The 13,739-nt window shown below is 72.5% G+C and carries 17 protein-coding genes; 8 read left to right on the top strand and 9 right to left on the bottom strand.

The genetic code is table 11. From position 1 onward, the window contains the following. The first annotated feature begins 42 nt into the window (after positions 1-42). Entirely contained in the window at positions 43-1,473 is a 1,431-nt protein-coding gene (locus tag ACFWI8_RS01735) for an Nramp family divalent metal transporter (protein WP_387084415.1), read from the top strand. A gap of 98 nt (positions 1,474-1,571) precedes the next feature. Beyond that, positions 1,572-2,249: a class I SAM-dependent methyltransferase gene (locus ACFWI8_RS01730; protein ID WP_387084413.1), complete on the top strand. Its 678-nt coding sequence runs from the start codon at positions 1,572-1,574 to the stop codon at positions 2,247-2,249. Positions 2,250-2,284: 35 nt separating this feature from the next. Here the strand turns inward: ACFWI8_RS01730 and ACFWI8_RS01725 are convergent, their stop codons facing one another. Together ACFWI8_RS01725 and ACFWI8_RS01720 are read right to left on the bottom strand one after the other, a co-directional pair. Then, entirely contained in the window at positions 2,285-2,938 is a 654-nt protein-coding gene (locus tag ACFWI8_RS01725) for a hypothetical protein (RefSeq protein WP_387084411.1), read from the bottom strand. A gap of 96 nt (positions 2,939-3,034) precedes the next feature. Continuing rightward, positions 3,035-3,700 (bottom strand): hypothetical protein, encoded by a 666-nt coding sequence (locus ACFWI8_RS01720; protein WP_387084409.1) that lies wholly within the window; start codon positions 3,698-3,700, stop codon positions 3,035-3,037. Between the two features lie 146 nt (positions 3,701-3,846). Between ACFWI8_RS01720 and ACFWI8_RS01715 the strand changes: the two genes are divergently transcribed. After that, entirely contained in the window at positions 3,847-3,978 is a 132-nt protein-coding gene (locus ACFWI8_RS01715; RefSeq protein ID WP_387084407.1) for a hypothetical protein, read from the top strand. A gap of 61 nt (positions 3,979-4,039) precedes the next feature. On the opposite strand, the gene ACFWI8_RS01710 is transcribed toward ACFWI8_RS01715, so the two are convergent. Next, the gene (locus ACFWI8_RS01710; protein WP_387084405.1) at positions 4,040-4,825 is read right to left on the bottom strand and encodes a hypothetical protein; all 786 of its coding nucleotides are present in this window, start codon (positions 4,823-4,825) and stop codon (positions 4,040-4,042) included. 61 nt (positions 4,826-4,886) lie between these two features. On the opposite strand from ACFWI8_RS01710, the gene ACFWI8_RS01705 reads away from it, so the two are divergent. Continuing rightward, the gene (locus tag ACFWI8_RS01705; RefSeq protein ID WP_387084403.1) at positions 4,887-5,237 is read left to right on the top strand and encodes a hypothetical protein; all 351 of its coding nucleotides are present in this window, start codon (positions 4,887-4,889) and stop codon (positions 5,235-5,237) included. On the opposite strand, the gene ACFWI8_RS01700 is transcribed toward ACFWI8_RS01705, so the two are convergent. Further along, on the bottom strand, positions 5,223-5,831 hold the full coding sequence (locus ACFWI8_RS01700; RefSeq protein WP_387084401.1) for a helix-turn-helix domain-containing protein: 609 nt from the start codon (positions 5,829-5,831) through the stop codon (positions 5,223-5,225). The two genes, ACFWI8_RS01705 and ACFWI8_RS01700, sit on opposite strands and share 15 nt — an antisense overlap. A gap of 86 nt (positions 5,832-5,917) precedes the next feature. Here ACFWI8_RS01700 and ACFWI8_RS01695 point away from each other — a divergent pair, with 86 nt between their 5' ends. From ACFWI8_RS01695 to ACFWI8_RS01685, 3 genes are all read left to right on the top strand, one after another. Continuing rightward, positions 5,918-6,919 (top strand): NAD(P)/FAD-dependent oxidoreductase, encoded by a 1,002-nt coding sequence (locus ACFWI8_RS01695; protein ID WP_387084399.1) that lies wholly within the window; start codon positions 5,918-5,920, stop codon positions 6,917-6,919. Further along, a complete protein-coding gene (locus ACFWI8_RS01690) occupies positions 6,916-7,545 on the top strand; it encodes a class I SAM-dependent methyltransferase (RefSeq protein WP_387084397.1) in 630 nt (209 codons plus the stop codon). Before ACFWI8_RS01695 ends, ACFWI8_RS01690 begins: the two co-directional genes overlap by 4 nt. A 144-nt stretch (positions 7,546-7,689) precedes the next feature. Then, on the top strand, positions 7,690-9,432 hold the full coding sequence (locus ACFWI8_RS01685; RefSeq protein ID WP_387084395.1) for a stealth family protein: 1,743 nt from the start codon (positions 7,690-7,692) through the stop codon (positions 9,430-9,432). Positions 9,433-9,435: 3 nt separating this feature from the next. Here ACFWI8_RS01685 and ACFWI8_RS01680 read toward each other — a convergent pair whose 3' ends face one another. Further along, positions 9,436-9,651 (bottom strand): hypothetical protein, encoded by a 216-nt coding sequence (locus ACFWI8_RS01680; protein ID WP_387084393.1) that lies wholly within the window; start codon positions 9,649-9,651, stop codon positions 9,436-9,438. A 270-nt stretch (positions 9,652-9,921) separates the two neighbouring features. On the opposite strand from ACFWI8_RS01680, the gene ACFWI8_RS01675 reads away from it, so the two are divergent. After that, a complete protein-coding gene (locus ACFWI8_RS01675) occupies positions 9,922-10,404 on the top strand; it encodes a hypothetical protein (RefSeq protein WP_387084391.1) in 483 nt (160 codons plus the stop codon). A 100-nt stretch (positions 10,405-10,504) separates the two neighbouring features. Here ACFWI8_RS01675 and ACFWI8_RS01670 read toward each other — a convergent pair whose 3' ends face one another. The 4 genes from ACFWI8_RS01670 to ACFWI8_RS01655 all read right to left on the bottom strand — a co-directional run bounded on the left by ACFWI8_RS01670 (position 10,505) and on the right by ACFWI8_RS01655 (position 13,735). Then, complete coding sequence (locus ACFWI8_RS01670; protein ID WP_387084389.1) at positions 10,505-11,242, bottom strand: alpha/beta fold hydrolase; 738 nt, start codon at positions 11,240-11,242, stop codon at positions 10,505-10,507. Positions 11,243-11,304: 62 nt separating this feature from the next. Further along, positions 11,305-11,970: an SDR family oxidoreductase gene (locus ACFWI8_RS01665; RefSeq protein ID WP_387084387.1), complete on the bottom strand. Its 666-nt coding sequence runs from the start codon at positions 11,968-11,970 to the stop codon at positions 11,305-11,307. Between the two features lie 37 nt (positions 11,971-12,007). Beyond that, positions 12,008-12,301 (bottom strand): hypothetical protein, encoded by a 294-nt coding sequence (locus ACFWI8_RS01660; RefSeq protein ID WP_387084385.1) that lies wholly within the window; start codon positions 12,299-12,301, stop codon positions 12,008-12,010. Positions 12,302-12,373: 72 nt separating this feature from the next. Further along, positions 12,374-13,735 (bottom strand): cation:proton antiporter, encoded by a 1,362-nt coding sequence (locus ACFWI8_RS01655; RefSeq protein ID WP_387084383.1) that lies wholly within the window; start codon positions 13,733-13,735, stop codon positions 12,374-12,376. Positions 13,736-13,739: the final 4 nt, after the last annotated feature.

Here is a 13,739-nt window from a genome sequence, read left to right as displayed (position 1 = left end):
CGCTCCCATTCCGGCATCGGCGCCGGAAAGGAAGGACCCCACATGGCCACGACCGAGACGGAAGCCCCCGCGCCAGCCGCCGCCGAGGCGGTCGACCCCTACCTGTTGCGCGCCGAGGACGTACGCGAGCCACCGAGGACCTTCGGCGGGCGACTGCGCCACCTCGGCCCGGGTCTTGTGCTCTCGGCCGCCATCGTCGGCTCGGGCGAGCTGATCGCCACCACCGCGCTCGGCGCCCGCGCCGGATTCGTCCTGCTGTGGCTCGTCATCATCAGCGCGACCGTCAAGGTCTGGATCCAGGCCGAGTTGGCGCGATGGACCATCCTCAACGGCCGCACCGCGCTCGACGGCTACCGCGACGTCGGCCCCCGGATCGGCCGCCTCGGCTGGATCAACTGGCTGTGGATCGGCATGGACTTCGCCAAGATGTTCCAGCGCGGCGGCATCATCGGCGGCACCGCCGCCGCCTGTTCCATCCTGTGGCCGATCAGCGGCGAGGCGCTCAGCTTCTCCTCCCTCTTCTGCTGGACCGCGATCATCACCGCCAGCGTCGTCCTGCTCCTCCAGACCGCGCGCTACGCGGTCGTGGAGCAGGCCGCCGTCATCTCGGTCGTCCTCTTCACCACGATCACCGTGGGCCTCGCCCTCGCGCTGCCCTTCACCGACTTCGGCTTCGGCCCCTCGGACCTCGGCGAGGGCCTGAGCTTCACGATCCCCGCCGGCACCCTCGGCATCGCACTCGCCATGTTCGGCCTGACCGGCGTCGGCGCCGACGAGATGACGACCTACACCTACTGGTGCCTGGAGAAGGGCTACGCCCGCTGGACAGGACCCGACGACGGCACCGAGGAGCGCGCGCGGCGCGCCGAGGGCTGGCTGAAGGTGATGCGCCTGGACGTCACCGTCTCGTGGCTGGTCTGCACCCTGTGCACCCTCGCCTTCTACGTCATCGGCGCCTCCGTGCTCAACCCGCAGAACCTGGTCCCCGAGGGCAACGACGTCATCACCACGCTCTCCCGGATGTACACCGACACCATGGGGCCGTGGGCCAAGTACGTCTTCCTGGCGGGCGCGATCGCCGTGCTCTACTCCACCATCATCGGCTCGACCGCCAGCGTGCCGCGGCTGTGGACCAACTCCCTCGGCCTGCTCGGCGTGATCGACTGGAACGACCTGAAGGTCCGCCGCCGCACCATGCGGCTGCTCACCGTCTGCCTCCCGCCGCTGTGGGCCGCCTCCTACCTGTGGGTCCAGTCGCCGGTGTTGATGGTGCAGATCGGCGGCATCGGCGGCGGCATCTTCCTGGTGGCCGTGGTCATCGCCGTCTGGCGACTGCGTGCCCTGGGCGTCGAACGACGCTTCCGCGGCAGCCCCTGGCTCACCGTGGCCCTGGCCGTGAGCAGCGCGGCCATCGCCTTCCTCGGCGTCTACGCGATCCTGGACGTCTTCGGCATCTCGGTCGACGGCTCCTGACCGGCCCGTCCGCCCTCGGCGGACACGGGGCCCCACGCGTCCCGTTCCGGGTAGTCATCCGCCCGGGACGGGACACGGGGCCGCACCGAGGAGGAACGATGGGACGCACGGCGGCGTACGACGGGATCGCGGACTGGTACGAGAGCGAGTTCCTGCCCGGCCACCGGGGCCCAGGACCCGACGGCGACCCGCTCGAACTCCGCCGCCTCCTGCGGCAGACGCTGGGCGAGGGCGCCGGGACCTGCCTGGAGATCGGCTGCGGCACCGGCGCCAACGCGGCCTGGGTGCGCGAGCTTGGCTGGACCCCGGTCGGCGTCGACCTCTCCGGCGGGATGCTGCGCCACGCCCACGGCCGGCTCCCGGCCGCCCACGCCGACGCGACCCGGCTGCCGATCCGGGACGGCTCGGTGCCGGCGGTGCTCTCGATGATGGTGCACACCGACATGCCCGACTACCCGACGGCGCTGCGCGAGGCCGCCCGCGTGCTGCGCCCCGGCGGCCGCCTCGCGCACATCGGCGTCCACCCCTGCTTCTGCGGCGGCTTCGCCGACCGCACCGACCCGGCCGGCGTGGTCCTCCACCCCGGCTACCTGGACGGCCACTGGACGAGGCGGTCCTGGACCACCGAGGGCCTGCGCGACAAGGTGGGCGCCAGCCACTGGCCGCTCCCCGCCCTGCTCGGCGCCTTCCGCGCCGCCGGCCTCACCCTCGACTCCTTCGACGAGGGCGGCTCCCCGACACCCACCGTGCTGGCGGTTCGCGCCACCAAACCCTGAACACCGGCGAAACCGTGGACGCCCGGCACGGTCCGTCACGCACCCCGGTCCATGTGGTGCGGTTTCGGCCTCGGGACGGGGCGCAGCGCCCTGCGGAGCCACCAGGCGGCCGTCGTCAGAAGCAACAGGTGCACCGACGTGAACCACCACCGCAGCGACGGATCGGTCTCCTCCCGGACTCCGGCTACGAGAAGCGATGCGTTCCACGCGAGCGCCACCAGGGCCACGACCGCCCAGGCCAGGCGCCGCGCCCCCATCCTGCGTGCGCTGAGCCGGCCCGTCCGCGCATGCTTGTCGACCTCCGCGGACACCCGGTTCCAGGAAGCCTGACGCTGGCCCGGGTCCGGCTCCGCGTCCTCACCGCCCGACGGCACGGCCTGCCACGCCTCGCGCAGCCACCGCACCTCGCGCTCGCGCCACACGCTGACCGCCAGCGGCAGCACGAGCAGCAGTAGCAGCAGCGCGCTCGGCTCCGGGTGGTCTTCCGCCCAGAGCGCCGGAAGCCAGTTGGCGCATATCGCCGCCAGACCGATCTGGATGTTACGGAAGAAGAGCTTCCGTAACGACAGGTCCCGTGCCGTCACCCAACGCAGCGCCAACCCCCGCGCCATGCGCACCCGGTCCGCCGCCTCCGGGTTCGCGGGCGGATCGACCTCCGGAGGCCAGGGAGGCAGCGCAGCACGCAACACGGGGCACCCGTCTTTCAGTCGCAGCGGATCAGGACACCTCATGGTCACACGGCCCACACGCGGGGGTGGGCGGGCGCCGCCACCGTGCGGGACGGCTCAGGAGAGCAACGACGGGAAGGCCACGCGCCCCTCGGGAACGGTCACCAGTGGATCACCGTGTTCGGGAGCGGGCACCGAGGAGAGTCGCCGCCAGGTCTCCCACACGAGGCCGAACAGCGTCGGCAGCGCCTTTGCCGTCAGTGCACCGCGAGACCGGCTGGCCGCCAGGTTTCTGACCCGCCATTCGCCGGCCGGAGTGCGCTGCCTGCCATTGAGTATCGGGCGGAGCTCGACCTGAAGCAGGTACTCCAACGCAAGGCCGCACTCCTCTCCCTGACCCTGCTCCGCGACGACCCTCTCCGCCTCGGGCAAGCCGTCGACAAGGCGGGGCCACTGCACCACGATCACCCGCTCCCAGATCTCCGGTGGGACCGTGTTGCCGAGGTGGTGGCTCTCGCCCACGGCCAAGTCGCGGAGCCTGCGCTCGGATTCACGCGTCTGCCCGACGTAGCTGAGCCCGGCTCCCGGGAGTTGCACGCCGTAGACCACGGGGCCGTCGACAGAAGTGCTGTCGGCATGCGACATGGTGAGCAGGTCGCCCAGACGATGGGCGAAGCGATACCGCCGTTCCTGCCACGCAATCAACTCCGTTGCGCCACCCGTGAGTACGCCGAGCGCCTGATGCCAAGCTTGGTAGGCGTCCGCCAGTGCTTCGTCCGACATGGCTGCCAGTCTGCCGCCACGACACCGGGCGTGGGGAGGCTGGGCCTGAGTCCCCGTGGGGGAGGCGACGCCAGTGCTGCCGAGGGACCGCAGCCCGGCCGACTACCGGCTGGACGCCATCGGCGCACTCGCGCATCTGGCTTCGTGTGTTCCAGCACCTGGCGGATGACGGCAGGGGCGAACGCCGGCACCTGATCGCCGGCTTCATCGACGACATCCTCACCGCCTGCTATGCGCGAACCTCCAGTCGCGCCGACGACGCCGACCTGCGCCACTGACCGCTGACACACTGGAGACTGCTGGCGACCCCCGCACGGAACGCTACTGGCACCGGCCGGATCAGCGGATGCGGCCGCCCGTCGTGACGAGCCATTCGCCGGTCTCCCAGTCGGTCGGGCCGTCGTCGACCCGGTAGCACAGATCGAAGCGGAGGCCGAGGCCCGGCCACGGGGAGACGACCGGGACGACGCGGAAGATCTCCGCCAACCCGGGGAAGACCAGGCCCTCCGGCTCCGGGAAGAGCCTTTCGAGTTCCGCGCGGGTCAGGTCGGTCCAGAGCGCGAACTGCCAGAGCGGCGTGGTCAGCCACGTCTCGTGGACCAGTTCGAACCTCGGCTCGCGGCCCACGACGAAGTCGCGGATGTCGTCGTGGCGTTCGGCCGAGGTCGAGGGGAGGACGAAGGGCCACTCCTCGCCCGTGGGGTAGCGGTACATGGCGGACGCCGCCGCGAGCACGCGGACCAGGTCCTGCCACCGCTCGGGCGGCACCAGCCGGGAGGGCAGGTTCACGCCCGTGTGATCGACCCGCCTGACGTGGCCGGCGAGCCGGCGGACCAGGTCGGGCAGCTCGACCGCGGCCGGCAGGGTCCGGGTGTCGTCGGCCTCGTCGGCGCGTGGCGTGCGGATGGACTGGCCGGCGTCGAAGGCGACCTCGGGCGCGGGGACGTCGGCCAGTCGGAACGTCGTCACCGGCCGGGCACCGGCGGGCCGCGGTGGGGTGAGGGTGAGGCGGTCGTCCGTGGAGGCGTAGGACACCGCGGCGAACAGCGAGCACAGTCGGTCGAGGACGTCGCGCCCCTCCGCCGTCTCGGGAAGCAGGAACGATATCTCTGACAGTGGGTCCACGCGCCGGACCGTAGCGGGATTTCGCGGGCGCGCGCCAGCGCGAGGGGGGAGGATGGGGGCCATGGCCAAACGTTCCGTGGGTTCGCGTATGTCCCTCTGGTCGCAGGACTCGGTGCTGTCCATCGGCTCGGTGGGCTCGGTGCTCTCCATCGGGTCGGTCGGTTCCGCGCTCTCCGTCGGGTCGGTGGGGAGCACCCTGTCGGTGGGGTCGATCGGGTCCGCGCTGTCCGTGGTCTCGGCCGGGTCGTGGCTCAGCGTCGGGTCGTTGCTCTCGGCGGGGTCCCGCTGGTCGGTGCTGTCCTGGCGCTCGGTCGGTGGGTTCGCGAGCGCCGGGGCGGTGGCCGGCGCCGCGCTCGTGGTGCTTGCCAGGACGCGGCCGGGCGACGCGGGGGCGCGCTCAGTCCGAGCGTGAGCCGGTCGCCGAGCGGCCGCCCCGGGCCCGGACGTGCATGCGCTCGCCCTGCGGTCCGAAGATGGAGAGGTACTCCACCGGCTGGTCGCCCGCGTTGGAGAAGCCGTGCGGGATGCGGGTGTCGAACTCGGCGGCCTCGCCCGTGGTGAGGATCAGCTCGTGCTCGCCGAGCAGCAGCCGCAGCCTGCCGGAGAGGACGTACAGCCACTCGTAGCCCTCGTGGGTGGCCTGCTCGTTCCCGCACCCCTGGCCGACCGGCATGATCTGCTTGTACGCCTGGAGGCCGCCGAGGTTGCGGGTCAGTGGCACGAAGACCTGGCCGTGCCGGGTGAAGGGACGGGGGCGGATGCGGGGATCACCCGTGTCCGGGGCGCCGACCAGCTCGTCGAGCGGCACCCGGTAGGCCCTGGCCAGCGGCAGCAGCAGCTCCAGTGTCGGCTTGCGCAGCCCCGACTCAAGACGCGAGAGGGTGCTGACCGAGATCCCCGTGGTCTCGCTCAGCTGGCTGAGGGTGCCGCCACGCTCCAGGCGCAGCGCCCGCAGCCGCCCGCCCACCCCGCTCAGCACGGTGGTCAGCTCGTCGTCGTCCGTCATGCCTCTATTTGCCGATGCGGCAAGCATTTTTGTCAAGCCGGTCGCGGTGGATCGAGTATCGCCGGTGAGCCGAGGAGGTATCGAACATGGCGGAAGAAAGATCGGAAAGCCGGCTGGACGGCGTGGAGCGCCACGAGGTGGTGGTGGTCGGCGGCGGAGCCGCCGGACTGAGCGGGGCGCTGGTACTGGCCAGGGCGAGGCGCTCGGTCCTGGTGATCGACGAGGGGCGGCCACGGAACGCGCCGGCGGACAGGATCCACGGCTACCTGGGCCTGGAGGGCACCCCGCCCGCCGAGCTGCTCGCCCGCGGGCGAGCCGAGGTGACGGGCTACGGCGCCCGCGTCACCGAGGGCCGGGTGGTCTCCGCGGAGCGCGGCCCCGACGGATTCCGGCTCGGCCTCGCCGACGGCTCGGCGGTCCTGGCCGACCGGCTGCTGGTGGCCACCGGGCTGGTGGACGAGCTGCCGGAGATCCCGGGACTGGCCGAGCGTTTCGGGCGCGACGTGCTGCACTGCCCCTACTGCCACGGCTGGGAGGTGCGCGACCGGTCCGTCGGGGTGCTGGCGACCGGCGCGACCGCCGAGCACCTGGCGCTGCTGTGGCGCCAGTGGAGCGGTGACGTGACGCTGTTCGCCCACACCGCGCCGGAGCTTGACGACGAGCAGCGGGAGCGGCTCGCGGCCCGCGGGGTGACCGTGGTGACCGGCCGGGTGGCCGGGCTCCGGGTGGACGACGACCGGCTCGCCGGCGTCGAACTCGCGGACGGCCGCACGGTGCCGGTCGCGGCGCTGGCGGTCGGCACCTTCCTCGCCGCCAGGAGCGACCTGCTCGCCGCCCTGGGGCTCGCGCCGGTGCCGCAGGAGATGGCGGGCCAGGTGGTCGGCAGCCGGGTGCCGGCCGACCCCACCGGGGCGACCGAGGTGCCGGGCGTGTGGGTCGCCGGCAACGTCACCCAGCTCGCCGAGCAGGTCATCGGCGCGGCGGCGGCCGGCCTCAGGGCGGGCGCGGCCATCAACGCCGACCTGATCGCCGAGGACACCCGCCGGGCCGTGGCCGCGGCGCGCGCCGCGCGGGAGGTGCTCGCGTGAACGAGGAGCACGAGCGGATCTGGGAGGAGATGTACCGGTCGGCCGAGCGGAGGTTCAGCGGCAACCCCAACCACGACCTGGTCGCCGAGGTCTCCGCCCTGACCCCGGGCACCGCCCTCGACCTCGGCTGCGGCGAGGGCGGCGACGCGCTCTGGCTGGCCGGGCAGGGGTGGCGGGTGACCGCCGTCGACATCTCGGCCACGGCGCTCGCCCGCGGCGCCGAGGACGCCAGGCGGGCCGGACTCGACGACCGGATCGACTGGCAGCACCGCGATCTCGCCGCCTCGCTGCCGGACGGCCCCTTCGACCTGGTCAGCGCCCACTACCTGTACCTGCCCGACCAGATGCCGATCAGCCAGGTGCTGCGCCCGGCGGCCGAGAAGGTCGCCCCGGGCGGGGTGCTGCTGATCGGCTGGCACGGCGCACCCCCGTCGTGGGCGCCCGAGCACCACCACGAGATCGGCTACCTCACGCCCGAGGAGGTCCTCGACCGGCTCGACCTGCCGGCGAAGGAGTGGCGGCTGCTGCTGGCCGACAGCCGGCGGCACGGAATGGCCTCGCCCGAGGGCCGGCTGGCCATGCGCACCGACTACGTCCTCAAGCTGGCCCGGCTCGCCGCCTCGTAGGCCGGGGTCACGACTGGAACACATATGATTCACCGGATGGTTTCCCGGGCTTAACTCGTCGCCCCCTCGGTGGCTGACCGACGGGCCGGTCCGCGCGGGAGCGATCGGTCACGAGGTGAGGACACAGAGGGGGGACGACCCGTCATGCAGGCACGCGTCAGGAGACTCGGAGCGCGGCTGCTGCCGGAGAAGGTGCGCGAGGCGCGCGCCGAGCGGCTGCGGGCGGCGAAGGCGTCGGCGGAGGAGCGGAAGCGGGCGGATCGCGTCGCGGCGCGGCGCCGCGAACTGCTGCACTCCGATCCCGAGATCCGCACCGTGGAGGTCGCGGGCACGGTCTTCTACGGCCGGACGGTGACCCGCTTCAGCGCCGCCGACGCGGCGGCCCGCAACCTGGGCCTGGTGTGCGACGCGCTGGAGAGCGCGGAGATCGAGTACTTCCTCGTGCCGGGCCGCTCCCACACCCGGCACGTCGTCGGCGTGCGCCACGCGGACCGCAAGCGGCTGCTGTCCGCGATGCGCTCCACCTACGGCGGCACCGCGCTGTACGCCATGAAGGCCGGGGCCGAGGCCCTGCCGGGGGACGCGGTGCTCTACGCCGACGGCTCGCTGCCCGCGGCGCTGAAGCGGCAGGACACGATCCGCTTCGGCGAGATCCTGCTGAGCCCCGCCGGGGGAGTGCTCGCCGACTTCGACCACGGCTGCGAGGTCGAGTTCTGGCGGGACGGCCGGCGCTTCCTGGACGACGCCCGGCTGCTGGAGCGCCGTGGCGTGCTGCGCAGCCTCGCCCCGGCCGCGGTCGTCGCGGACTCGCTGGTGGCGCCGCGGTTCAACGCGGTGACCGACACGCTGCCGAGCGAGGCCCGGGTGCCCGCGACGCTCACCGTCGCCGGCCGCGCCCACCCCACCTACGAGGGCTTCGCCCACCCCCGCCTGGACACCGTGGACTTCCCCGTCGACGTCGTCTACACCTGGGTGGACGGCGCGGACCCCGAACTGGCCGCGCGGCGGGAGGCGTACCGCTCCGGCGGCGAGCCGCCCCGCATCAACGCCCGCGAGACCGGCGCCTCCCGCTACGAGAGCCACGACGAGCTGAAGTACTCGCTGCGCTCCCTGGAGATGTACGCCCCGTTCGTGCGCACGATCCACATCGTCACCGACGGGCAGACGCCGTCCTGGCTGAACACCGAGGCCCCCGGCGTCCGGATCGTCGACCACAAGGAGATCTTCGACGACCCGAGCGTCCTCCCGGTCTTCAACTCCCACGCGATCGGCACCCAGCTGCACCACATACCCGGGCTTTCCGAGCGCTACCTGTACTTCAACGACGACGTCTTCGTCGGCCGGCCGGTCGACGCCGGGCACTTCTTCCACGGCAACGGCATCGCCAAGCTCCCCTTCGCCCCCTTCCAGATCGGCCTCGGCGACCCGCACCCGGACGAGCCCGCCCCCAACTCCGCCGGCAAGAACGTCGCGCGGCTGATGATGCGGGAGCACGGCAGGCTGATCGTCAACAAGTTCAAGCACACCCCGCACCCCCAGATCCGGGCGGTGCTGCGGGAGATCGAGGAACGCTTCCCCGAGGAGGTGGCGCGCACCGCGCGCAGCCGCTTCCGTTCGCTGACGGACGTGGCGATGGCCTCCACGCTGCACCACCATCACGCCTACCTCACCGGCCGCGCGGTGCCGGGCAAGTACTCGCTGCGCTACATCGACATCGGCAGGCCCGAGGCCGCGGCGGCGCTGGCCGAGCTCGCCGACACCCGCCGCTGGGACTTCTTCTGCCTCAACGACGTGCAGACCCCGGAGGAGGAGAAGGAGAACGCCGCCGCCCGCCTCCACTCCTTCCTTGAGTCCTACTTCCCCCTCCCCAGCCGCTTCGAGCGCTGAGCGTCAGTCGGGGGCCGGGTCGGAGCCGGTGGCGGAGTCCAGCACCCGCCACCGGCCGACCTCGCGGTAGGCCGAGTCGTGGACGGCGGACCCGTCGCCGGGTTCGAGCGCGTAGTGGCGGACGTTGCCGCCCCAGTAGCGGAGGATCCGCCCGAGCTCGCGGGCCGACTCGCCCTCGGGCGCGGCGTCCGCCAGCTCGACCTCGAGCAGGAACTTCATCTGACCCTCTCCTGTCCTGGTACGAAGGCTTGTGGCATCAATTCTTTCATAGGACAGGGATGGGGACTTCTGGCCTTCAACCCCCAGTGAGCAGGGGGGACACCCGAGGAGAAGTCTCAAGTGGGAGGCAGGGCACCCCGCCCCGCGCGGCCTTAGTGTGAGGAGCGCGTAATGACACTAATTAACCGTTGCGGGTGAAGTGATGGGCCAATCGGCAGTGATGTGGGGATTGTCCAGGAGGAATGACCCACAAGCGCAAAGCGAGGGCAGATGGCCATGGACCTGGAGGACCTGGTCTCGGGGGAGAAGATGATCGTCAGCGCCCACTCGGGCGGTGTGCTGATCCCCGATTCCTTCATCAACAAGAGACAGCACCTCAAGGCGCTGCGTGCCGACCACGACGAGCTCCAGGGGGCTCACCGGTGGACGTTCGCGAAGTCGGGTGACGACACCTTCGTCATCGGCCATGTCAGCAGCGGGCGTTACATGGAGCCGCTGCGCAAGAGCGAGACCAGCGCGGTCTACGAGAACGTCAGGTACCAGGGCCCGATCCTGCTGGAGATCGGCCCGCTCGCCGACGCGCGGGACCAGTGGGAGCTGCGGAAGAAGGGGGACTACTACCAGATCGGCCTCAAGGACTCCCGGTTCGTGGTGGGCCTGACCCACCCGGACCACGGCGACAGCTGGGTCACCCTCCTCGACCCCTGGTGGAGCATGGACCGGCTCTGGCTGATCCAGGACGCTCCGAGCTGAGCCGTGGCACGCGTGGCGCGCGGCGGTCGATCAGGCCGCCGCGCGCCGCGTCCCGCCCGTTGAACCCCGCCCTTTGAACACCGCCCTTTGCCCCGCCCGTTCAGCCTCGCTCGACGGCGGCCCAGTGGCGGCGCAGCTCCTCGGCGCCCTGCCGGGGCTGTTCCAGCGGCCACCAGTGGTCCGCGTCGAGGGCGACGAACCGGGCGCCGGTGCGGGCGGCCAGCTTCACGCCGTGCTGGGGCGCCTGGTACCGGTCGTGGTTGCCCCAGATGACCAGCCCCGGGGGGAGTTCGGCGTTCTCCTCCGGCCACCAGTCGCCGATGTAGACCGCGGAGCGGTAGAAGGCCAGGCCGGCGTTGAACATGGTGGCGTCGTAGTGCTCCGCGGTCACCGGGGCGTGGTACTCGGGCACGCCCGCCTCGCCGAGGCCGATGATCTGCCACTCGCGCGGGTAGCCGAGGTACTCGTCCCTGGCGGCCTCGCCCAGGGTGGTGGTCTGCCAGACCCGCGCGTTGTGGTGCCACGCCCAGTCCGGGTCGCAGGTCGAGGTGAGCGCCCAGCTCCGCAGCAGTTCGGGGTTGTTCTTCAGCACGCTGTGCAGCACCATGCCGCCGACGTCGTGCGCGACGACGTGCACGGGGCGGCGGAACCTCCGGAGTTCGCCGGTGAGCCACTCGGCGAGCTCCCAGCGGGTGCCGGTGAGGCCGCCCGGCATGGCCCGGCCGTAGCCCGGCAGGTCGAGGGCGACCGTGTCATAGCCGCGCAGGTGCTCGCGCAGCGGATCCCAGAGCCGGTGCGTATCAGGATAACCATGGACGAAAACGACCTTGGTGGACATGGCTTGCCTTCCAATCCTCGGTGGACGGTCGCGCGGGAAGCGGGGCGGTGTGCGAACCGGGTTCAGGAGAGCTCGGCGACGGACGCCAGCGCCCGGTCCAGGGGGACGTCGCCGCCGGAGAGGTCGAAGAGTCGGTGGTGGGTGGCGGGCTGGTCGACGCAGGCGATGGCCACGGCCGCCAGGTCGCCGCGGGAGAGCGAGCCGCCGTCGAGGTTCCTGGCGACCGTGACGTGGCCGGTGGGGCCGCCGTCGGTCAGCCACGGCGGCCGGATCACCGTCCAGACCAGGCCGGAGCGGACCAGGTGCTCGTCGGCCTGGCCCTTGGCGGCGGCCACCCGCCAGAGGAGGAACCGGAGGGAGAGGGGGATGCGCCGGGGGTCGTCGCTGCCCATCATGGAGATCTGCACCCAGCGCCTGACGCCCGCCCGCTCGGCCGCGTCGATGGCCCTGATGACGCCGTCCCGGTCCACCCGCCGCGCCTGCCGGCCGGAGACGGTACGCCCGGCCGCCGCGTTGATGACGACCTCGCAGCCGCCGAGCGCGGCCTCGATCTCGGCGGGTGAGGACGAGGCCAGGTCGAGCAGGACGGCCTCGGCGCCCGCCGAGCGCAGCCGGGCGGCGGCCTCCTGCCCGCGGGCGGTGGCGCGCACGTCCCGACCGGCCGCCAGCAGTTGCCTGACGACCACGCTGCCGGTGCCGCCGGTGGCGCCGAAGACGGCGATCTTCATGGATTCCCCTCGGTGGGTGTGGTGCCGCCTGGCCGTGTCAGCGGGCGGCGGCCGGGCGGAAGCTGGCGGAGGCGACGGGCGGTGCGGCGGCGGCCGGCGCAGGGTGGGCCGGGCAGCCGGCCAGCGCCGAGGCGGCCTCGGCCGACGAGGGCGCGGCGCCCCAGACGGCGCAGGCGCACACGGCCCCGGCGACGGCGGCGGGCGCGGCCGGGCCGGCCGCCGCGGCCGCCGGGGCGAACGAGGCGGCGGCGCCGCCGACGCCCAGGGCGGCCGTGCCCCGGAGCAGGGCACGTCTCCCCATCGAGGACCGGGCCGACGACATCTCAGGCATGGGAACTCCCGTGGAGTGGAGGGCACCTGACGGTACCCCAACTAACGATAGTTGCACTATCGACAGCGGTGCTCACAGTTTGGGCCCTGTACCACCGCCCACGTCGGCGGCCGTCCCGACCGGCTCGGCCCGCTGCCCGACGGGCCGGGTGCGGGCCAGGTCCTCCGGCGAGTCCTCGACGGTGTGCCGCATGGCGAGCCGCAGCAGCGGCGGCGCCATCAGCGAGGTGACGACGGCCACCAGCACGATGATCGTGTACGCCTCGGTGGACAGGATCCCGAGCCGCATCCCGACCATGGCGATGATCACCTCCACCACCCCGCGGGCGTTCATCCCGGCGCCGAGCGCCAGCGACTCCCACCGGGTGAGCCCGCTCAGCAGCCCGCCGATCGCCGCGCCGAGGAACTTGCCCACGATGGCCAGCACGACGATGGCCAGCGCGATCGCCAGGGTCTCGGGATCGGCCAGCGCCGTCAGGTCCATCCGCAGCCCGGCGGTGGCGAAGAAGATGGGGGCGAAGACGTAGAGCGTGATCGACTCCACGGGCGCCGTCCAGCCCGGCCGGCCCCCCGGCGCCGCGCCGATCAGCCAGCCCACCAGGAAGGCGCCGAGGATGGCCTCGAGCCCCAGCGCGTGGGTGCCCGCCGCCGCGAAGAGCACCAGGACCACGGTGGCCACCACCGGCGCCGAGTCGCCGCCGGAACGATGGGCCCAGCTCATCAGCGGGTTGATCACCAGCCGCCCGACGAGCGGCGAGCTCGCGAACACCGCGACGGGGGTGATGATCGCCACCGCGACGCTGCCGCCGCTCAGCCCGGTGGTCGCCATCGCCGTGACCATGGGCAGCATCAGCCAGCCGAAGGCGTCACTGATGGTCCCGCTCACCAGGATCAGCTGACCGATCTTGCGGTGCATCAGGTTCATGTCGATCAGCGTCTTGGCGATCACCGGGATCGCGCTCACGCACATCGCGACGCCGAGGAAGAGCGCGAACACGATGGCTTCCGAGCCCGGCTCACGCAGCGAGTCGGCCAACAGGAGGCCGGCGCCGATGCCGAGCCCGAGCGGCAGCACCACCCCGGCCGCGCCGACGGTCAGCGCGGTGGTGCCGTGCCGGCGCACCAGCGACTTGTCGAGGTGCATACCGCTGATGGCCACCAGCATCAGGACCCCGAACTGCCCCACCGCGTCCAGGAGGTGCACCTGGTCGACGGAGAGCCAGTCGCCGAGACCGGGAAGGAGGCCGCTCAGCAGCGAGGGGCCTAGGATGATGCCGACGGTGAGCTCGCCGGCGATGGCGGGCATGCCGAAGCGCATGGCCAGGCGACCCAGCAGGAAGGCGGCGCCGAGCAGCAGGCCGACCTGGAGCAGGAAGGTCAGCAGCGGATGTCCCGACAGCGGCGCGGGTGGGGCCGCGGCCAACAGGTCGGTCATGGTC

Origin of the sequence: Streptomyces sp. NPDC127098, from assembly GCF_042722465.1 — a bacterium.
Taxonomy (GTDB): domain Bacteria; phylum Actinomycetota; class Actinomycetes; order Streptomycetales; family Streptomycetaceae; genus Streptomyces; species Streptomyces millisiae.
Note: the sequence above shows the minus strand (reverse complement) of the source record. Positions and strands in the feature narration are given on the sequence as shown.